This window comes from Brevundimonas sp. G8 (assembly GCF_902506205.1).
GTDB lineage: Bacteria > Pseudomonadota > Alphaproteobacteria > Caulobacterales > Caulobacteraceae > Brevundimonas.
This window is the reverse complement of record NZ_LR732816.1, coordinates 2,732,059-2,754,094: the sequence shown is the minus strand read 5'-3', so window position 1 is coordinate 2,754,094 and position 22,036 is coordinate 2,732,059. Positions and strand designations below refer to the sequence as shown.

The following is a 22,036-nucleotide window of genomic DNA, read 5'->3' as shown; positions in this document are numbered from 1 at the left end:
GGTCAGTCCCCCGCCGCGTCCACAGTGCCGTCCACCGCCATCCGCGCCCGCATCTCGGCCCAGCGATCCAGCCGCGCCTTGACCTTCTCCTCATGCCCCTCGCCCTTGGGCTTGTAGAAGGTGCGGCGCTCCATCCCGTCGGGGAAGAAGTTCGCGCCCGAGAAGCCCTCGGGCGTATCCGGGTCGTATTGGTAGCCCTTGCCGTAGCCGAGCGATTTCATCAGCTTGGTCGGGGCGTTGCGGATATGGGCGGGAGGCATAAGCGAGCCCGTTTCGTACGCCGCCTTCTTGGCCGCCTTGAAGGCCTCATACACCCCCACCGACTTGGGCGCGGTCGCCAGGTGAACCACGGCCTGCGCCAGGGCTAGTTCGCCCTCGGGGCTGCCCAAAAAGTCGTAGGTGTCCTTGGCCGCATTGGCGACCAGGATCGACAGCGGGTCCGCCTCACCGATGTCCTCGACCGCCATCCGCACGATCCGCCGCGCCAGATACAGCGGATCCTCGCCCCCGTTCAGCATCCGCGCCAGCCAATACAGCGCCGCATCGGGATCCGATCCGCGCACCGATTTATGCAGTGCGGATATGAGGTTGTAGTGTTCTTCTCTCGACTTGTCATAAGCCGGCGCCCGCCTTTGAAGCACCCCGGCCAGCCCCTGCACGTCCAACATTTCGCCGTCGGGCAGGTCGAACAGCACCTCCGACATGGTCAGCAGATATCGCCCGTCCCCGTCGGCCAGAGCCAGCATCGCATGCCGCGCCTCGGGCGACAGCGGCAGAGCCTTGTCCATATGCGCCTCGGCCCGCGCCAGCAGCTGATCCAGCGCGGCATCGTCCAGCCGCTTCAGCACATAGACCTGGCTGCGGGACAACAGAGCGCCGTTCAGCTCGAAACTGGGATTCTCCGTCGTGGCCCCCACCAGAGTGACCACCCCCGCCTCGACGAAGGGCAGAAAGCCGTCCTGCTGAGCGCGATTGAAGCGGTGGATTTCGTCCACGAACAACAGCGTCGACTGTCCCGCCGCCCGCCGCATCCGCGCCGCCTCGAACGCCTTCTTCAGATCGGCGACACCGGAAAACACCGCGCTGATCGCCTGATATTCATAGCCCGCCGCCTGGGCCAGCAGCCGCGCGATGGTGGTCTTGCCTGTCCCCGGCGGCCCCCACAGGATCATCGAGCCCAGCCGCCCGGCCTCGATCATGCGCCGGATCGGTCCGCCGGGACCCAGCAGATGGTCCTGCCCCACCACCTCGTCCAGCGTGCGTGGGCGCAGGCGATCGGCCAGAGGGGCGTCGGGGGGCAGAATGCCGGAGGCTTCGAACAGGTCGCTCATGTGTGCGACCTATGTAGTCGTTCGCCAAAGGCTTTTCACGCGTTACTATGCCGACCTGCCACGGAGACCGCCTTCATGACCGACGCCAATCCGCATCAAGGCCCGACCTCGGGCCTGACGCCCCACCTGACGATCCCGTCGCGCGGCGCCTCGGCGGCGGTGGACTTCTACATCATCGCGTTCGGGGCCGAGGTGCTGGCCCGCAATGTCGCCGACGACGGCGAACGCCTGATCCACGCCCACCTGAAGATCAACGGCGCCAGCGTCATGCTGAACGACGAGTTCCCGGAATACAGCGGCGCCCAGGACGTCCGCCCCGCCGGCGTCACGCTCCACCTCCAGGTCGCCGATCCCGACGCCTGGTGGACCCGCGCCATGACCGTCGGCGGGGCCGAACCCGTCATGGACATGGCTGACCAGTTCTGGGGCGACCGCTACGGCCAACTCCGCGACCCCTTCGGCCACACCTGGTCCATCGGCGGGCCGACGAAGGCGCGTTAGCGCGAAGCTTCCCGGTCCAGTCTCGCCTGCAGTCGCCCCCTCGCCCGCTCGGCATAGGCCTGACACGCACGAGGCGCGAGGAAGGGGTTGGGCGTCGCCCCGGCTTCAAGCGCCGCGATCTTGACGTCTCCGCCCGAGTTGTCCGGGTGGGCCGAGATCAGCAGGTCGCAGGTCAGCCCTTCGACACGGTCGATGGACGCGCGCAACTGCGCCGTCACCTCTGGATGTCCGGTATAGGTGAAGCCCCCATTCGCCACGGCGTTCAGGCTGGACGCAAAGACCACATTCCTGCACGTTTCGCCTTCGCACGACCGCCATGTCCAACTGACGCTTCCAGGCGTGTGACCAGGCGTGAACACGGCCGTCACCACCGTATTCCCCAACCGCAGCGCGCCGCCGTCTTCGATCCCTCGGGTATTGGGAACAGGCGGCGATCTGGAAATATTGCTGGCTTGAGGATCATGGGCATCGACCTGACCGGCCTTCAGGGCGGCGGCGCCGATCGGACTGGTGATTACTTCTGCGCCGCTATCGCGCGCCAGCGCCGCCAGACCGCCCGAATGATCGAAATGGGCTTCGGTGTTCAGGATGTAGCGAATGTCCTCAACCCGAAAACCCAGCTGACGGATGTTCGCCTCGGTCGCTGCCGCCGTCTGTGGCAAGGCGCCGTCGATCAAGATCAGGCCGTCCCCCGTATCGATCAGGACGATGCTGATCCCGCCTGTCCCCACAAAATAGGTATTCCCAAACAGCTTCAGCGGCGTCTGCGGCTTCAACCAGTCGGGATTTGCGGGCAACGCAGCCGTCAGGGGATCGTCATGACCCGCGCTCCAGGCTGCACAGAAAAACGCGGCGGCGATGACACAAGATAGATATTTCATGGCCTCATCCCGCACAGAGCAGCCAACACGGTCAAGCTTGTGGAGGACTATGTTGTGACTCGGTCGTGGACAATTATCTCAGCACGCCGCGGATCTGGCGGCCGCCGCGGTTGACGACGACCTCCCACGGGCCGCGACCGGAACTGGCGGCCTCGACGTCGCGGGCGCTGGCGATGGCGCGGCCGTTGATGCTGACGATCAGGTCGTTCTGGCGGAAGCCTGCGCGCGCCGCATAGCCACGGCCCGACACGCCGGTGACGATGACGCCCGTGGCGAAGGGATCACCGGCCAGACGGTCGGCCAGGGCCGGGTTCAGGGCCACGACCTCGGCCCCGGCGAAGGGACCGGCCGCGATGGTGACGCCCTGTTTCGGATCGGCGTCGCCCGGCAAGGTCTGGACCCGCGCGGTCAATGTCTGCGCCCGCCCGTCGCGCAGGATGGCGACCTGGACCTGGTCGTTCGGATTGCGCGAGCCGACGCGGTAGTTCAGCCCGCCCTGGTCGTTGATCTCCTGGCCATCGACGGTGGTGATCACGTCGCCCTGGCGCACGCCCGCGCGGGCGGCTGGGCCGTTAGCGTAGACATCGGTGACCACCAACCCCTGCGGCCGGGTCAGGCCCAGGCTGCCGGCGATGTCGCCAGTAACGGTGTCACCCTTCACCCCCAGCCACGGCCGCACGACCGTCGTCGCCCCGCCCAGCGCCGAATCCACCACCCGCTTGACCATGGCGGCCGGCACGGCGAACCCGACCCCGGCCGAGGATCCGGAGCGCGAGAAGATGGCGGTGTTGATGCCGATCAGGTCGCCGTCCATGTCCACCAGCGCCCCGCCCGAGTTGCCCGGATTGATGGCCGCGTCGGTCTGGATGAATGAGCCGCTGTCGGAAATGCCCGTCTCTGTCCGGTTCAGGGCCGAGATGATACCGTTGGTCACCGTCTGGCCCACGCCGAACGGATTGCCGATGGCCAGGACCAGGTCGCCGACCTGCTGCTCTTCCTGATCGTCGATGGCCAGGACCGGCAGGCGGTCGCTGACGTTTTCCAGCCTCAGCACGGCGATGTCGCTGCGCTCGTCGGCCAGGATGACGGTGGCGGGAAACTCGCGCCGGTCGTTCAGCACGACCTTGATCTGTTGGGCGCCCTGGATGACGTGATTGTTGGTCACCACGATCCCGTCCGAGCGGACGATGACGCCCGACCCGACCGATTCCGCCACCCGCGCCTGGGGGATGCCGCCGCCGAAGAACTGGAAGAAAGGATCGGCCTGGACCCGCTGCACGCTGCGCGCCGAGATATTGACCACGGCGGGCGCGGCGGACCGCACGACCGGCGCAAAGCTGGACTTCATCCCCGCCGAATCGGACGGCGCCGTGCGCGTCGGCTGGGCGAACTCGCCCTCCTGCGCCTTGGAGCTGTTGGGATTGCCGCACGCCGACAGGGCGAAGGCGGCGGCGAGCACGATCGATCGGGTCTTCATGGTCATCCGAGAAAGTCAGGCTTCAAGCGACGCCATACCGCACCCGGTTTCGGGCCGGATCAAGGCGTGTGAGCCTCACCAACGGACAAGCTTTCGCGCCGTTCCAAACCATCATCTCCTCCCCACTTGTGGGGAGGGGGACCGCGAAGCGGTGGTGGGGCTCTCGAAGTCCCACAGGCGGCTGCGATGCGGTGAAGAGCCCCTCCGTCACGGCGCTGAAGGCGCGCCGCGTCTCCCCCATGAAATGGGGAGGAGACGATGCTGAGCCATCACAATGACGCTGGTCCATTCCCAGCGTTTTCAGCCGCTTGCCAAATTATGTCCCCCTTCTCCTGCTCATGGAGTCAAACCGCCGCATAATACACCCGTCCCGTCGCATCGGAGGGCTCGCTTGGCCTGCGACCTTGCGGCGGCGGGAGCGGATGGAACGGGAGCGGGTCTGAAACGGCTCGCGCTGACATCGACTCATGGAGCGGTGCCGGAGGGTCGAGGGGGATACTCGATCGCACTCGGGACGGGGTTCGCAGACCCCGCCGACCCGTCGCAGGCTTATGGGGTTAGGCGATAAGACCGCCACCGCTCGACGCCCCGAGCTTGCAGGCCAACCTTCCGCGCGGAGCGTCATACCCTTCGTCGAAACGGTACTTACAAACTCACACTCCGGGCGAAGGCCCGGCGCTCCGCCCAGCCCTCCACCAACTTCGCTGCGAAAGCGCGAGGCTGATAACCCCTGCGCGCCGCCTTATTTGCTCTCGGGCCTCAGGATCGCTACATCCGCCCCAACTCCCCAATCAGACGAACCCGAAGGGCGCACCGCACCTCATGGCGCAGCAATATATTTTCCAGATGCAGGGTCTGACCAAGACCTTCCCCGGCGGCCGCAAGATCTTCGAGAACATCTGGCTCAGCTTCTACAACGACGCCAAGATCGGCGTCGTCGGCGTTAACGGCTCGGGTAAATCCACCCTGCTGAAGATCATGGCCGGCTTGGACAACGAGTTCACCGGAGAAGCCAAGGCCGCCGACGGCATCAAGCGCGGCTATCTGGAGCAGGAGCCCCAGCTCGATCCCACCCTCAACGTCCGTCAGAACGTCGAATCCTGGTGCGAAGAGAAGCAGTGGGTCAACCGCTTCAACGAAGTCGCCGCCGAACTGGGCGAGAACTACACCGACGAACTGATGGAGGAGATGACCGCCCTTCAGGAGAAGATCGACGCCGGCGACGTCTGGGACATCGACAGCCGTATCGAAATGGCGATGGGCGCCCTGCGCTGCCCCGACGACGACTGGGAAGTCACCAACCTGTCCGGCGGTGAGAAGCGCCGCGTGGCCCTGGCCCGCCTGCTGCTATCAAAGCCCGACATGCTGCTGCTCGACGAACCGACCAACCACCTGGACGCCGAATCCGTCGCCTGGCTGCAGCATCACCTGGAAAACTTCCCCGGCTGCGTCATCCTGGTGACCCACGACCGCTACTTCCTGGATCTCGTCACCAAGTGGACGCTGGAACTGGACCGCGGCAAGGGCCACCCGCACGAGGGCAACTATTCCTCGTGGCTGGAAGCCAAGACCAAGCGCGTTATTCAGGAAAACTCGGAATCCGAAGCCCGCCAGCGCGCCCTCAGCCGCGAACTGGACTGGGTCCGTTCCGGCGCCAAGGCTCGTCAGGCCAAGTCCAAGGCCCGTCTGGCCGCCTACGAACGGATGGTGGACGAGCAGGAATCGATGCGCGGCGCCCAGACCCACGCCCACATCCAGATCCCGCCTGGCCCGCGCCTGGGCAATGTCGTTCTGGAAGTCGAGGGTCTGCAAAAGTCCTATGGCGACAAGACCCTGTTCGACAACCTGACCTTCAAGCTGCCGCCCAACGGCATCGTCGGCGTCATCGGCCCCAACGGCGCCGGCAAGTCGACCATGTTCAAGCTGATCACCGGCCAGGAAACGCCCGACGGCGGCACCGTCAAGGTCGGCGAAACGGTCAAGCTGGCCTATGTTGACCAATCCCGCGACGATCTGAAGCCGGACGAGACCATTTGGCAGGCCATCTCGGGCGGCACCGAAGTGATGATGGTCGGCAAGCGCGAGATCAACACCCGCGCCTACGTCGGCAGTTTCAACTTCAAGGGCGGCGACCAGCAGAAGAAGGTCGGCCAACTGTCCGGCGGTGAGCGCAACCGCGTCCACCTGGCCAAGACCCTGGCCTCGGGCGGCAACCTGATCCTGCTCGATGAACCAACCAACGACCTGGACATCGAAACCCTGCAGAACCTCGAAGAGGCCCTTGAGGGTTTCGCGGGCTGCGCCGTGGTCATCTCCCACGACCGCTGGTTCCTTGACCGTCTGGCGACCCACATCCTCGCCTTCGAAGGCGACGGTCACGTGGAATGGTTCGAAGGCAACTTCGAAGCCTACGAACAGGACAAGATGCGCCGCCTAGGCGCCGACAGCATCATCCCCAAACGCATCCAGCACCAGAAGTTCGGGCGCTGATCGCCTGACCTGAAAAGAGGAGCCGCTGCATGACCCAACGCCCCGCCGTCCTCATCATGCAGCGGCATCTCGCCCCGCTCTCGGGCTTTCTTGAGAGCGCCTACGACGTCTATCGCTTCTGGGAAGGTCCGCCGATCGAGGCCGCTCACGACATCCGCGTCATGGTCGTCGCCGGCGAGGCGACGCTGGACAAGGCGCTGATCGAACGTCTGCCCAACCTCGACCTGCTGGCCTGTTTCACTTCTGGCTATGACGGCATCGACATCGACTGGTGCCGCGAGCGCGGCCTGCCCGTCACCCATGCCCCCGGCGTCAATCACGAGGATGTCGCCGACCATGCCCTAGGGCTGATCCTGGCCGCTCGTCGCCAGATCGCCTCGGGCGACCGTCAGGTCCGTTCCGGCGGCTGGACCGCCGAGACCCGCACGATCACCGCCTCGCTCGGCGGCCAGAAACTGGGCATCGTCGGCCTGGGCCATATTGGCAAGGCCGTCGCCGACCGCGCCGAGGCCTTTCGTATGGCGGTCAGCTGGTGGGGGCCGCGTCCCCACGACGCCGAATGGCCCCGCGCCGAAAGCCTGGAAGCCCTGGCCAAGGCCAGCGACATCCTGGTCGTCGCCTGCAAGGCGGACGAGACAAATCGCGGCCTGATCTCGCGCGACATCCTCGACGCGCTCGGCCCCGACGGCCTGCTGGTCAATGTCTCGCGCGGCCAGGTCGTGGACGAAGACGCCTTGATCGCCGCCCTGAAGTCGGGCGCCCTGGGCCAGGCTGCGCTGGATGTCTTCATCGAGGAGCCGACCGACCCCAACCGCTGGTCCGACGTGCCCAACATCGTCCTGACGCCCCACACCGCCGGCGCCACGACCGCCGGGGTGCAGGGCATGCTGATGCTGCTGATGCAGAACCTTCAGGCGCATTTCGCGGGCGAACCGCTGAAGACACCCGTGGCCTGATCTCAGCGCGGACGCTGCGGCCGCTCGTCGGCCGTCACCACCCCGTCGCCGTTCTTGTCCAGAGCCTTGAACTGGGCGTCCAGACCCACGGTGAACTCCTCGCGCGTCACCCGCCCGTCGCCGTCCGCATCCATCCGCGCCAGCATCCGACCGCCCCGCGCATTGGCCAGTTCGGTCGCATCCACCACGTCGTCGTGATTGGCGTCCAGCCGGTCGAACATCTGAGTCATCCGCGCCTGCATCTGCGCCAGGCTCTCTCGCTCCGGCGGACGCATCCCTTGCATGGGAGGCCCCGACATCTGAGGTATGGGCGGCTCGGGAAAGTCGCTCTGGGCCAGCGCGGGGCCGGCGGCGGCAAGAGCGAAGGCGGCAATCAGCAGGTTACGCATGGGACCACTCCAAAAGGGCTGCGAACCCTTGAACGCACGCACGAACTATTCCCGTCGCAGCCCCGTCGGGGAAGCGATTTCACTTGCCAAATCATATAAGGATATCTTTATATGAACACATGAGCCTGTCCGCCGATCAGACTGTCGAAGCCCTTCGCGCCGCCGGAGAACCCACCCGTCTGCGCGTCCTGTCGCTGCTGGCCGGCGAAGAGCTTTCGGTCATGGAGATGTCGCGCATCCTGGACCAGAGCCAGCCGCGCGTGTCGCGCCATCTGAAGCTGATGACCGACGCCGGGTTGATCGAACGCTTTCCTGACGGCGCCCGCGTCTACTACCGCCTGTCGCACGACGCCCAGGCGCGCCGCCTGATCGACACCGTGCTGGACATCCTGGCCGAGGACGCCGGCGAGGCCGACCACCGCCGCCTCGATGAGGTCCGCAAGGACCGCGAGGAAGCCGCCGTCAGCTATTTCGAACAGGTCGCGCCCCAGTGGGATCGCCTGCGCTCGCTCTATGTCAGCGAGACCGCGGTCGAGGCCGCCCTGGAAAAGGCCGTCGGCCCCGGTCCGTTCGAACGTGTCGTCGATCTGGGCACCGGCTCGGGTCGCATGCTGACCCTGTTCGGCAAGAAGGCCAAGATGTCGGTCGGGCTGGATCTCAGCCAGAACATGCTCAACATCGCCCGCACCAATGTCACCAAGGCCGGGTTGGACAAGGTCGAGCTGCGCCACGGCGACATCTTCGCCACCCGCCTACCCGCCGCCAGCGCCGATCTGGTGATCGTGCACCAGGTTCTGCACTATCTGTCCGACCCGTCCGCCGCCGTCGCCGAGGCCGCTCGTCTGGTCAGCCCGAGCGGCCGCCTGGTCATCATCGACTTCGCCCCCCACGACTTCGAGCACATGCGCGAGGCGCACCAGCATCGCCGCCTCGGTTTCGCCGATAGCGAGATCAACGGCTGGCTGCTCGACGGCGGCCTGACCCCGTCCGCCCCCATCGCCCTGCCGCATGACGCCGAGGGCCTGACCGTGACCATCTGGACGGCGGAACGCCGCGTCCAGGACAGAAAGACCGCCTGATGGCCTCCTTAGCTGCCGCCCGCGCCCTGCTGCTGTCGCCGCTCGGTCCCGTGGCCCGCGCCGGATCCAACCGCGACGACGTGCGCGTCTCGTTCGAGTTCTTCCCGCCCAAGACGGACGAGGCCGAAGCCAATCTGTGGAAGGCGATCCGCCGCCTGGAGCCGCTGAACCCCGCCTTCGTCTCCGTCACCTACGGCGCCGGCGGCTCGACCCGTGAGCGCACGCACCGCACGGTGCAGCGCATCATCGCCGAGACCTCGCTGCGCCCCGCCGCCCACCTGACGTGCGTCGAGGCCAGCCGCGACGAGGTGGATGAAGTCATCGCAGGCTACAAGACCATTGGTGTCGATCACATCGTCGCCCTGCGTGGCGACCCGCCCGGTGGATCCGGCATCGGCGGCGTCTATCAGCCCCGCGCCGACGGCTACGCCAACGCCACGGAACTGACCCAAGCCATCAGCCGCGTCGGCGGTTTCGACGTCACGGTCGGCGCCTATCCCGAACGCCACCCCGAAAGCCCCTCCATCGATCACGACATCGAGGTCCTGAAGGCCAAGGTCGATGCCGGCGCGACCCGCGCGGTCAGCCAGTTTTTCTTCGACATCGACGCCTTCCTGCGCTTCCGCGACCGGGTGCGGGCGGCGGGGGTGACCATTCCCCTGATCCCCGGCGTTATGCCCGTGTCCAACTTCGCCGGCCTGACCCGCATGTGCGGCGCCTGCGGGACCAGCATCCCCGACTGGCTCAAGGCCCATTTCGACGGACTGGACGACGATCCCGAGACCCGCAAGCTGCTGGCCGCCTCGGTCGCCGCCGAGACCTGCGCACGTCTGCAGGAAGAGGGCTTCTCCGACTTCCACTTCTACACCCTTAACCGCGCCGACCTGGTCTATGCGATCTGTCGGGTGCTGGGCGTGCGTGAAACCAAGGCCGTGGCGTAATGACCTTTCCCCTCACCCGCACAGCACGTATCGCCGCCCTGCATCAGGCGGCCAAGGAACGGATCCTGGTCCTAGACGGCAGCTGGGGCGTGATGATCCAGCGTCGCGGCCTGGATGAGGCCGACTTCCGCGCCGATCGCTTCGTCGCCGCCAACGGCTACAATGAGAAGGACCAGATGAAGGGGAACAACGACATCCTCTGCATCACCCGTCCCGACGTCATCGCCGACCTGCACGACCAGTATTTCGCCGCCGGCGCCGACATCAGCGAGACCAACACCTTCTCCGGCACCACCATCGCTCAGGAAGACTACGCCCTGGACGCCCAGGCGGTGTGGGACATCAATCTGGAAGGCGCCAAACTGGCCCGCGCCTCGGCCGATCGCTGGACGGAAAAGGAGCCGCACAAGCCGCGCTTCGCCGCTGGCTCCATCGGCCCGCTGAACAAGATGCTGTCGATGTCGTCCGACGTGAACGACCCCGGCGCGCGTCTGGTCACCTTCGATCAGGTCTATGAGGCCTATCGCCATCAGGTGAAGGCGCTGAACGAGGGCGGGGTCGATCTCTATCTGATCGAAACCATCACCGACACGCTGAACTGCAAGGCCGCGATCAAGGCCATCAAGGACCTGGAAGACGAGGGCATGGACGCCCTGCCCATCTGGATCAGCGGCACCATCACCGACCGGTCGGGCCGCACCCTGTCTGGCCAGACGGCCGAGGCCTTCTGGAACAGCGTGCGCCACGCAAAGCCGTTCGCCGTCGGCTTCAACTGCGCCCTGGGCGCCGACCTGATGCGGCCCTTCATCGCCGAACTGAGCCGCGTCGCCGACACCCTGGTCGCCGCCTATCCCAACGCCGGCCTGCCCAACGCCATGGGCCAGTACGACGAGGAACCTCACGAGACCGCCCACTTCATCGAGGAATGGGCGGCGTCGGGCTTGGTCAACATCGTCGGCGGCTGCTGCGGCACGACCCCGGACCACATCCGCCACGTCGCCGAAGAGGTCGCGCCGTTGAAGCCCCGCGCGATTCCGGAACGGCCGGTGGCCCTGCGACTGTCGGGGCTCGAACCCTTCGAGATGGTGGCGTGATGGCTGCCCTCTTCCGCTCATCCCGGCGAAAGCCGGGACCCAGTTCCTTGGGCGATAGCCATCAGCGCGATGTCATCGCCCTCAATCCTAAGCACCGTGCGTCCCAAAAGCACTGGGTCCCGGCTTTCGCCGGGATGAGCGGAGTTTTTGCGTGAGACCCACCTTCATCAACGTCGGCGAACGGACCAACGTCACCGGCTCCGCCAAATTCCGCAAGCTGGTGGTCGAGGGCGACTATTCGGCGGCGCTGGACGTCGCCCGCCAGCAGGTCGAGGCTGGCGCCCAGATCATCGACATCAACATGGACGAGGGCCTGCTGGACGGCGTCGTCGCCATGCGGACCTTCCTCAACCTGATCGCGGCCGAGCCCGACATCGCCCGCGTGCCGGTGATGATCGACAGCTCCAAATGGGAGGTGATCGAAGCGGGGCTGAAGTGCGTCCAAGGCAAGCCCATCGTCAATTCGATCAGCATGAAGGAGGGCGAACAGGCCTTCCGCGACCATGCGATCAAATGCCTGCGCTACGGCGCCGCCGTCGTGGTCATGGCCTTCGACGAAGTGGGCCAGGCCGACACCGCCGCCCGCAAGATCGAGATCTGCACCCGCGCCTACAATATCCTGGTCAACGAAGTCGGTTTCCCGCCCGAGGACATCATCTTCGATCCCAACATCTTCGCCGTGGCGACGGGGATCGAGGAGCACGACAACTACGCCGTCGATTTTATCGAGGGCACACGCGAGATCAAGCGCACCCTGCCCTACGCCCGCATCTCGGGCGGGGTGTCCAACGTCTCGTTCAGCTTCCGCGGCAACGAGCCGGTGCGCCGGGCGATCCACAGCGTCTTTCTGTATCACGCCATCGCGGCGGGCATGGACATGGGCATCGTCAATGCCGGCGACCTGCCCGTCTATGACGACATCGACGCCGAACTGCGCGAGGCGGTCGAGGATGTGATCCTGAACCGGCCGCAACGGACCAATGTCTCGAACACCGAGCGGCTGGTGGACATGGCCCCCCGCTACAAGGGCGAGAAGGGTCAGGCCCGCGTCGTCGATTTGAAATGGCGCGAACAGCCGGTCGGCAAGCGGATCGAACACGCCCTGGTCAACGGCATCACCGAGTTCATCGACGCAGACACCGAAGAGGCGCGCCTGTCTTTCGACCGACCGCTGCACGTCATCGAGGGTCCGCTGATGGACGGGATGAACGTCGTAGGCGACCTGTTCGGCTCGGGCAAGATGTTCCTGCCGCAGGTGGTGAAATCCGCACGCGTGATGAAGCAGGCGGTCGCCTGGCTGAACCCCTTCATGGAGGCCGAAAAGGCCGGCAAGCCGCGCGAACAGGCGGGCCGGATCCTGATGGCGACCGTGAAAGGCGACGTCCACGACATCGGCAAGAACATCGTCGGCGTCGTACTTCAGTGCAATAATTACGAGGTCATCGACCTGGGCGTCATGGTCCCGGCCGACCGGATTCTGGACGCCGCCGTCGAGCACAATGTCGATATTATCGGCCTTTCCGGCCTGATCACCCCGTCCCTGGACGAGATGGTCTTCGTTGGAGCCGAGATGGAGCGGCGCGGCTTCGACATTCCCTTGCTCATCGGGGGCGCCACCACCAGTCGGACCCATACGGCGGTCAAGATCGAACCGGCTTACCGCCGCGGTTCGACCACCTATGTCGTTGACGCCTCACGCGCCGTCAGCGTGGTCTCGGGCCTGCTGTCCAAGACCGAACGCACAAAGAACGAGGCCGCCACCCGCGACGAATATATCCGCATCCGCGAGCAATACGCCCGTGGCCAGGAGGTGAAGGCCCGCGCCTCGATCAAACAGGCGCGCGACAACCGCTTCCGCATCGACCCCGCCCAGCCCATGCCGGGCAAGCCGGCCTTCATCGGCGTGAAGGCGTTCGACGCCTGGGACCTTCAGGACCTGGCCGACCACATCGACTGGACGCCCTTCTTCGCCAGTTGGGAGCTGATCGGCCGTTATCCGCTGATCCTGGAAGACGAGATCGTCGGCGAGGCCGCGCGCGATCTGTTCGAGGACGCAAAGGTCATGCTGAAACGGATCATCGACGAGAAGTGGTTCACGGCCAAGGGTGTCGTCGGCTTCTGGCCCGCCCGGGCCGACGGCGACGATGTCGTGGTCTATGCCGACGAGAACCGGGACACGGAAATCGCCCGTTTCTACACCCTGCGCCAGCAGATCAAGAAATCGAACGGCAAGCCCAACCTGGCCCTGTCCGACTTCATCGCTGAAGAAGGCGAGGACTATATCGGCGCGTTTGCGGTCACCGCTGGTCATGGCGAACTGGAGATCGCCAAACGGTTCAAGGACGCCGGCGACGACTATTCCGCCATCCTCGCCACCGCCCTGGCCGACCGCTTGGCCGAGGCTTTCGCCGAGCGGCTGCACAAGGAAGTCCGCACTCAGCTGTGGGGCTATGCCGCCGACGAGACGGCCAATGTCGATGAACTGATCGCCGAACAATACCAGGGCATCCGCCCCGCCCCCGGCTATCCGGCCCAGCCCGACCACACGGAAAAGGCCACCCTGTTCCGCCTGCTCCAGGCCGAGGACAACGCCGGCATGGCCCTGACCGAGAGCTACGCCATGACGCCCCCGGCCTCGGTCTCGGGCCTCTATTTCGGCCATCCGGGCAGCCACTATTTCGGCGTCGGCAAGATCGATCTGGACCAGGTCGAAGACTATGCCCGCCGCAAGGGCTGGGACGTGGCGACCGCCGAACGCTGGCTGGCCCCCATCCTCAACTACGATCCCTATGCCGCCAAACGCGAGACGGCGGCCTGAGCCCAAGCTCAAGCCGCCGTTTTTGGTGACACAGAGCGCGTGAACGCCGACTAGTTGATGCCGACGCTCTCCAGCGTCGCAGGCGGTGCCGTGACATTGTTGCGGATACGCCGTGCAGCATGTTCGCAACGGCCGGGCAGACCGAAGAACAGGCCGAACGACTGGCTGCGCGCTTCGGCGTCGGGGTTGCTCATAAGCGTCGCCCACTGGGCCTTGACGCCAGCGACGGCCTGTTCGGCCTCGCCCTTGGAAGCTGCCGACTGACGCGGCGTTGCAACGGCCAGAGCGCTGCGGAAATCCTGGGCTTCGAGCCGGCCCAGACGCACCAGTTCCACGTCCTCGGGCGCCTTGGTCGGCAGCGTGTCGCCCAGATCCGCATGACCCGTCACCAAGGCGTCGCACCACGCCACCAGCGGATAGTCGGCGCTGGGCGCCCCACGCGGCAGAGGCCGCGCATAGGCGATGGCCTCGCGGGTCTTCAGCGCGTCGGCGGTTTCGCCCGAACGATTGCCCGTGACGATCGGACCGTCCTGGGTTTGAGCGACGACAGAGCCTGCGGCCAGCAGCGACAGGGCCGAGATACCGGGAACGAGGAGTTTGAGCATGGTCTTCCTTCAGGAGCGCCGCGAACGGGCGGCGTTCATTAACGCTCGCTCGCCCCGATGGTTTTTCTACGGCGGCGCTTAAACGAAAAAGGCGGCGGAGCGTTGCTCCGCCGCCTCAGTCTCGTGTCGTTGACCGGCCTTAGAACTTGGCGGTCAGACCGACGTAGTAACGGCGACCCAGCACATCATAGGTGGACGGGTCGGTGTTGGCCTGAACGCCCGGATCGAAGACGTTGGGTTGTTCGTCGGTCAGGTTGTTGACGCCGGCGCGCAAGGCGACGGTGTCGTTCACCGACCAAGAACCGTTCAGATCGAAGTAGTCGATCGAAGGCAGAACCTCGGTGGTATTTGCCACCGTGATTTCGCCGACCCGACGCCAACGTGCGCCGACCGAGAACGGACCACTGGCCCAGGTGACAGAGCTCAGCGCCTTCCATTCTGGGAAGGTTTTACCGAAGTCGCTGTCGATCGTGCCCGTACGGTCGGTAAAGATACCACCCTCAATGACGTTGTCTTCGTAGTTCTCAAGCCAGCTGACGACGGTGTTGAACTTCAGACGACCCCAATCACCACCGCCGATGTCGGCGATATTGAACGCCCAGTCAGCTTGCAGATCGATACCCGAAGTTTTGACCATGCCGAGGTTGGCCTGGTTTTCGATTGCGCCGACAATGTTGCCGGACAGCGGATCCCGGCGAAGCAGTTGGCAATAGAAGTTAGATGCGGCAAGCGTCGGGTTTTCGCCCGTCACGTTGAAGCAACCCGTGAGAGCATCGGCGGCATTGATCGACCCGATCGCATCGGTGATCTCGATGTTGTAGTAATCGATCGAAGCCGAGAAGCCCGACAGCCAAGGCGAAGCGAACTGCGACTGATAGACCAGTCCCATCGACCAGCTGTCGGAGGTTTCTTCAGTCAGATCCGGGTTACCGCCTGTACGGCTTTCGACCTGGTTGTTCGCATAGGTATAGCGGTCGATCGCTATAGGAGAGATGCCTTGGGTCAGGCAGAGTTGCCGAACCGCAGCAGCGGCAGGGTTTGAAGCCTGTCGGAAGCTGCTGCGGATATCGCAAGGATCGCCACCCGTTCCGGTTGCCGAAGGTCTGCCGATGCTCGGGAAGTCGGTGCTAGGTGTGGCGAACAGTTCACCAATCGAGGGTGCACGAACCGATCGGCTGTAACCACCGCGAGCGCGCAAGCCGCCAGCGACCGTCCAATCGAGTTCAGCACGATAGGCTTGGGTGCCGCCAGCGGTGCTGTAGTCGGCGTAGCGATAGCCAAGGTTCAGGTCGAGCTGTTCAACGAAAGGCAGGTCCGAAAGTAGCGGGACCAGGGCTTCGATGAACAGTTCCTTCGAGTTCGTTCCGCCGCTCAACGAAGGCGTCGGGTTGAAGCCCGCGATTTCCGAACCACCGATGTTGCCGCCGTCAGGTTGACCGTTGGCGCCCAGGTGAGGCGTGACTGCGTTTTGTTGAGCCAGAGAGGAATCGGCGCCGAAAGCGAAGTCGTCCTGACGATATTGAGCGCCCAGAGCGACGCGAACTTCACCAGCGGGCAAGTCAAACGCCTTGCCCTGCAGCGAGGCTTCGATGACACGCTGTTCCGTAACCGTCGAGTTACGAGCCGAACGTCCGATGTAGCTGACGCACTCAGCCGAGAGGTTAGTCACACCGTAGAAGTCGAAGCCACCGGAGCAGATCGGCGCAACAGTGACACCGTTAACCACGCCACCCGCTCCACCGAACGGATCGTCCAGCAGACGTTGGACCGATGAACGCGAGGCGTTGCCGGTTTGCGTCGTCGTGTTCGAAACACGACCGTACGAGCCATAGACGTCATAGGTCCACTCGCTCTGCGGCACACGGCCGCGAACACCCGCCGTGATCTGGTAGATGTTGTATTCTTCCGTCGAGTGACGACCGCCAAGCGAAGTGAACCGCTTGTTGAGGGCGAACGAACCGTTCGGATTGGCGCGCGTGTTCAAGAGAGCGCGCAAGTCAGGCGTGATGAACGGGTTCGTCGCAGGAACGCGGAAGCCAGTACCGGAGGCTGCAGGGCTAGCCGCCAGTTCCGTGTCGGCGATGTACTGTGTGAACAGCGCATTCGCGTAAACTTCGGCATTGTCGTTGATCTTGTAGCGACCGCCGCCATAAACATTGTAACGCTCGATCGGCAACTGTAGATAGTTCAGCGGGCCCGTGTTGAACGTGTAATCCGCGCCCGGCGCGGTGTACTCGGGACCAGCACCAGCCGGATTCTTAACGTTCAGCTTGCCGGTATAAGAGAACAGCGAACCGTCATCGTTGAAACCGAAGGCACCGGTTTCCGGCAGGCCGGGGCTGTTAAAGTAAGCCGCGACAGCAGCCGCACTTGGTAGGTTGGTGCTGTCGAAGATGGTCGAACCCAGCGGCGACGTGCCCGACGGACCCGAGACAGCGGAGAACTCACGAGCGGCGTTATAGATGACATCGCGGGTCGAACGGCCCAGCGACAGCACCATGTTGCCGCGGTCGTCGTCGAAGTTGCCGCCGACGGTGACCGAATAGCTTTCGGTCTTGCCATCGCTACGGTCGGTTTCACCGTATTGAGCGTCGAATTGAACGCCCGAGAAGTTCTCGTCGAGGATGAAGTTGGCGACGCCAGCCAGGGCGTCCGAGCCGTAAGCGGCAGAGGCGCCGCCTGAGATGACTTCGATGTTCTTGATCAGAGCGGTAGGGATCAGGTTGACGTCGACCGAGCCGTCCGAGTTCGACGGAACGACGCGACGGCCGTTCATCAGGACCAGCGTACGGTTGGAACCCAGGTTGCGCAGGTTGATGTTAGCCTGGCCGCCGTTCGACGGGTTGTTCGAGGTGGAGGAGATCGACGGCGTGAACTGCGGCAGGTCGTTAATCAGGCTGTCGATGGTGACGGCGCCGGTCGCCTGGAAGTCCTGGGCGGTGACGGTGACGATCGGGCTGGTCGAACGATAGTCCTGACGGGCGATGCGCGAACCGGTGACGACGATCTCGCCGACGTCGGTCGCCTGGTCGTCAGTCGACTGTGCGAACGAGGGCGTGGCGGCCATCGCCAGAGCGGCGCCGCCGATGATCGTGGTCGCCAGAAGGCCGCGACGATATCTGTTGGTGTTCAAGGCTTGTTCTCCCGGGAAGAGCCAAAGTCGTTAAGAAACGAACCGCTCAATCAATAGCCGTTTGCCGACCACGCGATCGGTTGGACGGGAGAGCATACCAACGACCCTGCTAAGTCCAGCGAGAAGGCGACGCTTGAACACATTGGAGACACGCCTGTCGCAAAGACGACACACCACGGTCGCCACAGAGACATCGGGCGCGCCTTGATTTCTAATGATATACTTGGCCGAAGGGCCTATTTAACGAGAATGTAATGACCCATATTAGACGGGAAACCGGATCAAAAATCGCGGTTATGGCGGCAATGGCGACGAGTTTGATCGCTAGCCATGCTGAAGCGCGACAAAATAACGCGCCTGCCGGAAACGACCTTATCGGCACGGTCACTCGCTGCCGTGCGATTGAGGCCGATGTTGCACGATTGGCGTGCTTCGACGCCGCCGCCACCCGATTGGCCGCCGCTGGAGAGGTTGCTGTCGTCAGTCGCCAGGATGTGGAGCAGAATCAGCGGCGGTTGTTCGGTTTCAACGTGTCGGCGCTGAACCCTTTCGAGAATTCGGGTCGGGCAGAAAACCTGCAATCCATCTCCGCGACTATGACATCGGCGAGAAACCTGGGCAGGGGCGAGTGGTCGATCACGCTGGACGACGGATCTGTGTGGCGAAAGACGGATGGCGTGGAAGTGCTGTTCTCAGCCAGCCGTCAGTATCCGGTGACGGTGCGCCGGGCGGCGCTGGGAAGTTATATGATGAAGGTGGCGAACGACCCGCCCTTCCGCGTCCGTCGGGAATAGCGCCGATCAGCGCTGGATCGTCGCTCGCGCCGCATAGGGCGCGGGTTCTGGGGTGCAGGAGGCGGCGATCAGTTGCACCGCGACGAGACAGAGGAAGGCGGTCGCGACGAGCGGGAGCCGATTTGATACAGCGTAGGCGATCGAACGGGCCATGGCGGGCGCTCCAAGCATGATTACCGACGCGTTAACGCAAGCTCTGCGCCAGATGGAGCCCTGGCGATGATCCCTTTCGTTCGGGCGTTCGACTTCGCCTATGGGCGGCGCGATCAGGTGTCTCCGTTGATCCAGCGCGTGATCGCCGACAATCCGGGGCCGTTCACCTTCACCGGGACGGGGACCTATATCGTCGGGCGGCCTGACGCTGAGGCCGAGGTGGCGGTGATCGATCCGGGGCCGCTGGATCAGGCGCACCTGGCGGCGCTGATGGCGGCGGTCGAGGGGCGGCGGGTCAGCCATGTGCTGGTGACGCATACGCATCGGGATCATGCGCCGCTGGCGAGGTCGTTTGCGCAGGCGACTGGGGCAAAGATTTTGGCGGCCCAGCCTCCGATGCGAGAGACCCATGCGTCGGACGCCCTGGACGAGGATGAGGATGCGGAGTTCGCGCCCGATGTCGTGCTGACGGGCTGCGAATTGATCCAGGGCGACGGCTGGACGATCGAAGCGATGTTCACGCCGGGTCATGCGTCAAATCACATGGCCTTCGTCCTGCGCGAGGAGAACGCCCTGTTCTGCGGGGATCACGTCATGGGCTGGTCGACGACGGTCGTGGCGCCGCCCGATGGGAATATGCGCCAGTATCTGGCCAGTCTGGACGCGGTGATTGCGCGGGATTTCGACATGCTGTGGCCGACGCACGGGGCGCCGGTGACGCAAGTGCGGCCGTTTCTGGAGGCGTATCGCGCCCACCGAATGGAGCGGGAAGCGCAGATCGTTCACAGGCTGGCGGCGGGGGATCGGACGGTCGCCGAGATGGTGCCGGTTATGTACGCCGCCGTCGATCAGCGGCTGTGGCCGGCGGCGTCGCTGTCGGTGCTGGCCCATCTGATCAAGCTGGTCGAGAACGGGACGGCCCTAAGCGATATCGAGCCGGACCTGACGGCTCGTTTCCGGCTGGTCTAGCGTTCGGCCTCCAGGTTTTGGGCGATCTTTGCGGCGAGACGGCAGGTCGCGCCGCCGTCGGGGCGTCCGTCGCGGGCGGCGACGCGGATGTCGGTGCGGCCGGGTCGGATGCGGACCACGGCATCGCTGACGAAGCCGAACCAGGCGCCCTCATGCACGGCCTCGACCTGGAAGGTGGTGGCGCGGGTGACGACGAAGCCGGCGTCGACCAGGGCCGAGGTCGCCTGCTGGGCCAGGACCTGGGTCGGGACGGCGCCCAGGTCGGGACAGGTCTCGGCCGTCGATCCGGCATGCAGGGCCGCGACGCGCGAGAAGGCCGGCGGCTCGGCGACATTGGTGGTCACGTCACGCGGGTTCGGCGCGGCGTCCTGGCTCTGACGCCAGACGAAGCCGGCCACCGTCGCGCCGGCCAGGACCAGGGCCGCCAGCGCATAAAGCCCCCTGCCCTTCAGATCGCGCAGCGCCAGCACCGCCGCCGCCAGCGCGCCCGCCAGACCGACCCAGGCCAGGATACGCGCCACCGTCCAGGTCAGCAGGTCGTAGCTGACCGACAGATCGACGCCGCCGAATCGCGTCGCCGCGATGGCCGCCACGATCAGCACCGCCGGCGCCGCCGCGAGCGCCGTCAGCCACGGCAATACGGCGGGGACGGGCTTTCTGATCGGCATTCAGGCTCCGGTTCGGTTCAGGCTGCGGTGGGCAGACGGTAGTCCTTCATCCGCTCGCGCAGAAGCTTCTTGTCGATCTTGCCCGTGGCGCCCAGCGGGATGTCGTCCACAGCGACCACGTCGTCGGGCATCCACCATTTGGCGATCTTGCCGGTCAGGAAGTCGAGATGTTCCTGCTTGTCCAGGGCCTCGCCGTCTCTCAGCTTGAGCAGCAGCACCGGCCGCTCGTCCCATTTGGGGTGGGCGGCGCCAATGACGGCGGCCAGTTCGACCTTGGGATGGCCGACGGCGATGTTCTCGATCTCGATGGAGCTGATCCACTCGCCGCCCGACTTGATCACGTCCTTGGACCTGTCGGTGATCTGCATGAAGCCCCGGTCGTCGACCGTGGCCACGTCCCCGGTGTCGAAGAAGCCTTCGCCATCGATGATGGAGCGCTCTTCCCGGAAATAGGCGGCCGCAACGGTGGGGCCCTTGACCATCAGGTGGCCGACGGCGGCGCCGTCGTGCGCCAGGGTCTGGCCGGCGTCGTCCTTCAGTTTCAACTCAACGCCCAACGGGGGCGTGCCCTGTTTGGTGCGATAGGCCAGTTGTTCCTCGAACGGCAGTTGGGCCAGTTCCGGCGTCATGTTGGACAGGGTGCCGATCGGCGACGTCTCGGTCATGCCCCAGCCCTGCAGCACCTCGATGCCGAAGTCGTCGTGGAAGGCGCGGATCAGGCTTTCGGGCACGGCCGAACCGCCGATCAGCACGCGGGTCACGGTTGACAGCTTCAGATCATGCTCGCGCATATGGGCCAGCAGGCCTTGCCAGACCGTCGGCACGGCGGCCGAGAAGGTAACCTTTTCGCTTTCCAGCAGCTCGTAGATCGAGGCGCCGTCCATCTTGGCGCCCGGCATCACCAGTTTCGCGCCCGAGGCTGGCCCGACGAAGGCGATGCCCCAGGCGTTGGCGTGGAACATCGGCACGACCGGCAGGATGACCTCGGTCGTCTTGGCCCCGACCACGGTGGACTGCATCGCCATGAAGGTGTGCAGGAAGTTGGAGCGGTGCGAATACAGCACCCCCTTGGGATTACCCGTCGTGCCTGAGGTGTAGCAGAGGCCGCCGGCGGTGTTTTCCTCGAAGTCGCCCCAGACGACGTCCGCTGACTGGCCCGCGATGGCGTCCTCATAGGCCTCGGCCTTGGGCAGTTTGGTCTGCGGCATGTGGGCGGCGTCGGTCATGATGATGACGCGCTCGACCTTGGGGATGTGCGGCAGGATGGCTTCCAGCAGCGGCACGAAGGTCAGGTCGACGAAGATGATCCGGTCTTCGGCGTGGTTGATGATGTAGATCAGTTGTTCCGGGAACAGGCGCGGGTTCAGGGTGTGGCATACCCCGCCGATGCCCATGATGCCGTACCAAGCCTCGATATGGTTGGCCGTGTTCCATGCCAGGGTGGCGACGCGGTCGCCCGGCTTGACGCCCCAGGCCTTCAGGGCGCTGGACACGCGTTTGGCGCGCTCGTGGATCTGGCCATAGGTCGTGCGGACGATGGGCCCCTCGACAGAGCGGGTCACCACCTCGCGGTCGCCGTGCCAGTGTTTGGCGTGGTCGATGATCTTGTCGACCGTCAGCGGCCAGTCCTGCATCAAGCCCAGCATGTCGTTTCCTGTTCCTTGGTTGCGTCTGATTGATCCGACGCTTGAACGGACGCTAACATTGGTGATCGGCGATAAGCAACGTGACCTAACGTCAAGTCGGGGATCGGCCAG

At 64.9% G+C, this 22,036-nt stretch carries 18 protein-coding genes; 9 read left to right on the top strand and 9 right to left on the bottom strand.

The window, feature by feature from the left end:
• Nucleotides 1–2 precede the first annotated feature (2 nt).
• Nucleotides 3–1,331, bottom strand: coding sequence for a replication-associated recombination protein A (locus tag CHRYSEO8AT_RS13250; protein ID WP_159850749.1), 1,329 nt, complete (start codon nucleotides 1,329–1,331; stop codon nucleotides 3–5).
• 75 nt (nucleotides 1,332–1,406) lie between these two features.
• On the opposite strand from CHRYSEO8AT_RS13250, the gene CHRYSEO8AT_RS13245 reads away from it, so the two are divergent.
• Nucleotides 1,407–1,832: a VOC family protein gene (locus CHRYSEO8AT_RS13245; RefSeq protein ID WP_159850747.1), complete on the top strand. Its 426-nt coding sequence runs from the start codon at nucleotides 1,407–1,409 to the stop codon at nucleotides 1,830–1,832.
• Here the strand turns inward: CHRYSEO8AT_RS13245 and bla are convergent.
• Both bla and CHRYSEO8AT_RS13235 read right to left on the bottom strand, forming a co-directional pair.
• Nucleotides 1,829–2,713 carry a subclass B3 metallo-beta-lactamase gene (bla, locus tag CHRYSEO8AT_RS13240; RefSeq protein WP_159850745.1) on the bottom strand — a complete coding sequence of 295 codons (885 nt, stop codon included), beginning with the start codon at nucleotides 2,711–2,713 and terminating at the stop codon, nucleotides 1,829–1,831. The genes CHRYSEO8AT_RS13245 and bla overlap by 4 nt on opposite strands.
• Nucleotides 2,714–2,786: 73 nt before the next feature.
• The gene (locus tag CHRYSEO8AT_RS13235) at nucleotides 2,787–4,190 is read right to left on the bottom strand and encodes a Do family serine endopeptidase (protein WP_159850743.1); all 1,404 of its coding nucleotides are present in this window, start codon (nucleotides 4,188–4,190) and stop codon (nucleotides 2,787–2,789) included.
• Between the two features lie 822 nt (nucleotides 4,191–5,012).
• Between CHRYSEO8AT_RS13235 and ettA the strand changes: the two genes are divergently transcribed.
• Together ettA and CHRYSEO8AT_RS13225 are read left to right on the top strand one after the other, a co-directional pair.
• Complete coding sequence (ettA, locus tag CHRYSEO8AT_RS13230) at nucleotides 5,013–6,680, top strand: energy-dependent translational throttle protein EttA (RefSeq protein WP_159850741.1); 1,668 nt, start codon at nucleotides 5,013–5,015, stop codon at nucleotides 6,678–6,680.
• A 29-nt stretch (nucleotides 6,681–6,709) separates the two neighbouring features.
• Nucleotides 6,710–7,636, top strand: a complete 927-nt coding sequence (locus tag CHRYSEO8AT_RS13225) for a 2-hydroxyacid dehydrogenase (protein ID WP_159850739.1) — start codon at nucleotides 6,710–6,712, stop codon at nucleotides 7,634–7,636.
• A gap of 2 nt (nucleotides 7,637–7,638) precedes the next feature.
• On the opposite strand, the gene CHRYSEO8AT_RS13220 is transcribed toward CHRYSEO8AT_RS13225, so the two are convergent.
• The gene (locus CHRYSEO8AT_RS13220) at nucleotides 7,639–8,025 is read right to left on the bottom strand and encodes an EF-hand domain-containing protein (RefSeq protein ID WP_159850737.1); all 387 of its coding nucleotides are present in this window, start codon (nucleotides 8,023–8,025) and stop codon (nucleotides 7,639–7,641) included.
• A 119-nt stretch (nucleotides 8,026–8,144) separates the two neighbouring features.
• Between CHRYSEO8AT_RS13220 and CHRYSEO8AT_RS13215 the strand changes: the two genes are divergently transcribed.
• The 4 genes from CHRYSEO8AT_RS13215 (at nucleotide 8,145) to metH (ending at nucleotide 13,957) form a co-directional block, all read left to right on the top strand.
• A complete protein-coding gene (locus CHRYSEO8AT_RS13215) occupies nucleotides 8,145–9,104 on the top strand; it encodes a metalloregulator ArsR/SmtB family transcription factor (protein WP_159850736.1) in 960 nt (319 codons plus the stop codon).
• Nucleotides 9,104–10,045 (top strand): methylenetetrahydrofolate reductase [NAD(P)H], encoded by a 942-nt coding sequence (gene metF, locus CHRYSEO8AT_RS13210; protein ID WP_159850734.1) that lies wholly within the window; start codon nucleotides 9,104–9,106, stop codon nucleotides 10,043–10,045. Before CHRYSEO8AT_RS13215 ends, metF begins: the two co-directional genes overlap by 1 nt.
• A complete protein-coding gene (locus CHRYSEO8AT_RS13205) occupies nucleotides 10,045–11,139 on the top strand; it encodes a homocysteine S-methyltransferase family protein (RefSeq protein ID WP_159850732.1) in 1,095 nt (364 codons plus the stop codon). Before metF ends, CHRYSEO8AT_RS13205 begins: the two co-directional genes overlap by 1 nt.
• A 151-nt stretch (nucleotides 11,140–11,290) precedes the next feature.
• Complete coding sequence (metH, locus tag CHRYSEO8AT_RS13200; protein ID WP_159850730.1) at nucleotides 11,291–13,957, top strand: methionine synthase; 2,667 nt, start codon at nucleotides 11,291–11,293, stop codon at nucleotides 13,955–13,957.
• A gap of 50 nt (nucleotides 13,958–14,007) precedes the next feature.
• On the opposite strand, the gene CHRYSEO8AT_RS13195 is transcribed toward metH, so the two are convergent.
• On the bottom strand, nucleotides 14,008–14,562 hold the full coding sequence (locus CHRYSEO8AT_RS13195) for a hypothetical protein (RefSeq protein ID WP_159850728.1): 555 nt from the start codon (nucleotides 14,560–14,562) through the stop codon (nucleotides 14,008–14,010).
• Nucleotides 14,563–14,701: 139 nt separating this feature from the next.
• Nucleotides 14,702–17,695: a TonB-dependent receptor domain-containing protein gene (locus CHRYSEO8AT_RS13190; RefSeq protein WP_370514245.1), complete on the bottom strand. Its 2,994-nt coding sequence runs from the start codon at nucleotides 17,693–17,695 to the stop codon at nucleotides 14,702–14,704.
• A gap of 254 nt (nucleotides 17,696–17,949) precedes the next feature.
• Here CHRYSEO8AT_RS13190 and CHRYSEO8AT_RS13185 point away from each other — a divergent pair, with 254 nt between their 5' ends.
• Nucleotides 17,950–18,489, top strand: coding sequence for a hypothetical protein (locus CHRYSEO8AT_RS13185; protein WP_159850726.1), 540 nt, complete (start codon nucleotides 17,950–17,952; stop codon nucleotides 18,487–18,489).
• Between the two features lie 6 nt (nucleotides 18,490–18,495).
• Here the strand turns inward: CHRYSEO8AT_RS13185 and CHRYSEO8AT_RS13180 are convergent, their stop codons facing one another.
• Nucleotides 18,496–18,642 carry a hypothetical protein gene (locus tag CHRYSEO8AT_RS13180; RefSeq protein ID WP_201304439.1) on the bottom strand — a complete coding sequence of 49 codons (147 nt, stop codon included), beginning with the start codon at nucleotides 18,640–18,642 and terminating at the stop codon, nucleotides 18,496–18,498.
• Nucleotides 18,643–18,708: 66 nt separating this feature from the next.
• Between CHRYSEO8AT_RS13180 and CHRYSEO8AT_RS13175 the strand changes: the two genes are divergently transcribed.
• On the top strand, nucleotides 18,709–19,611 hold the full coding sequence (locus tag CHRYSEO8AT_RS13175; RefSeq protein ID WP_159850724.1) for an MBL fold metallo-hydrolase: 903 nt from the start codon (nucleotides 18,709–18,711) through the stop codon (nucleotides 19,609–19,611).
• On the opposite strand, the gene CHRYSEO8AT_RS13170 is transcribed toward CHRYSEO8AT_RS13175, so the two are convergent.
• Nucleotides 19,608–20,279 (bottom strand): DUF1499 domain-containing protein, encoded by a 672-nt coding sequence (locus CHRYSEO8AT_RS13170; RefSeq protein WP_159850722.1) that lies wholly within the window; start codon nucleotides 20,277–20,279, stop codon nucleotides 19,608–19,610. The two genes, CHRYSEO8AT_RS13175 and CHRYSEO8AT_RS13170, sit on opposite strands and share 4 nt — an antisense overlap.
• 17 nt (nucleotides 20,280–20,296) lie before the next feature.
• Complete coding sequence (locus CHRYSEO8AT_RS13165) at nucleotides 20,297–21,925, bottom strand: long-chain-fatty-acid--CoA ligase (protein ID WP_159850720.1); 1,629 nt, start codon at nucleotides 21,923–21,925, stop codon at nucleotides 20,297–20,299.
• Nucleotides 21,926–22,036: the final 111 nt, after the last annotated feature.

Coding starts and splice junctions, on each gene's coding strand:
- CHRYSEO8AT_RS13185 (WP_159850726.1), top strand. CDS start 17,950: ATGACCCATATTAGACGGGAAACCGGATCAAAAATCGCGGTTATGGCG.
- CHRYSEO8AT_RS13175 (WP_159850724.1), top strand. CDS start 18,709: ATGATCCCTTTCGTTCGGGCGTTCGACTTCGCCTATGGGCGGCGCGAT.
- metF (WP_159850734.1), top strand. CDS start 9,104: ATGGCCTCCTTAGCTGCCGCCCGCGCCCTGCTGCTGTCGCCGCTCGGT.
- CHRYSEO8AT_RS13225 (WP_159850739.1), top strand. CDS start 6,710: ATGACCCAACGCCCCGCCGTCCTCATCATGCAGCGGCATCTCGCCCCG.
- CHRYSEO8AT_RS13235 (WP_159850743.1), bottom strand. CDS start 4,190: ATGAAGACCCGATCGATCGTGCTCGCCGCCGCCTTCGCCCTGTCGGCG.
- CHRYSEO8AT_RS13195 (WP_159850728.1), bottom strand. CDS start 14,562: ATGCTCAAACTCCTCGTTCCCGGTATCTCGGCCCTGTCGCTGCTGGCC.
- CHRYSEO8AT_RS13250 (WP_159850749.1), bottom strand. CDS start 1,331: ATGAGCGACCTGTTCGAAGCCTCCGGCATTCTGCCCCCCGACGCCCCT.
- CHRYSEO8AT_RS13170 (WP_159850722.1), bottom strand. CDS start 20,279: ATGCCGATCAGAAAGCCCGTCCCCGCCGTATTGCCGTGGCTGACGGCG.
- CHRYSEO8AT_RS13165 (WP_159850720.1), bottom strand. CDS start 21,925: ATGCTGGGCTTGATGCAGGACTGGCCGCTGACGGTCGACAAGATCATC.
- CHRYSEO8AT_RS13215 (WP_159850736.1), top strand. CDS start 8,145: ATGAGCCTGTCCGCCGATCAGACTGTCGAAGCCCTTCGCGCCGCCGGA.
- CHRYSEO8AT_RS13205 (WP_159850732.1), top strand. CDS start 10,045: ATGACCTTTCCCCTCACCCGCACAGCACGTATCGCCGCCCTGCATCAG.
- bla (WP_159850745.1), bottom strand. CDS start 2,713: ATGAAATATCTATCTTGTGTCATCGCCGCCGCGTTTTTCTGTGCAGCC.
- CHRYSEO8AT_RS13180 (WP_201304439.1), bottom strand. CDS start 18,642: ATGGCCCGTTCGATCGCCTACGCTGTATCAAATCGGCTCCCGCTCGTC.
- ettA (WP_159850741.1), top strand. CDS start 5,013: ATGGCGCAGCAATATATTTTCCAGATGCAGGGTCTGACCAAGACCTTC.
- CHRYSEO8AT_RS13245 (WP_159850747.1), top strand. CDS start 1,407: ATGACCGACGCCAATCCGCATCAAGGCCCGACCTCGGGCCTGACGCCC.
- CHRYSEO8AT_RS13220 (WP_159850737.1), bottom strand. CDS start 8,025: ATGCGTAACCTGCTGATTGCCGCCTTCGCTCTTGCCGCCGCCGGCCCC.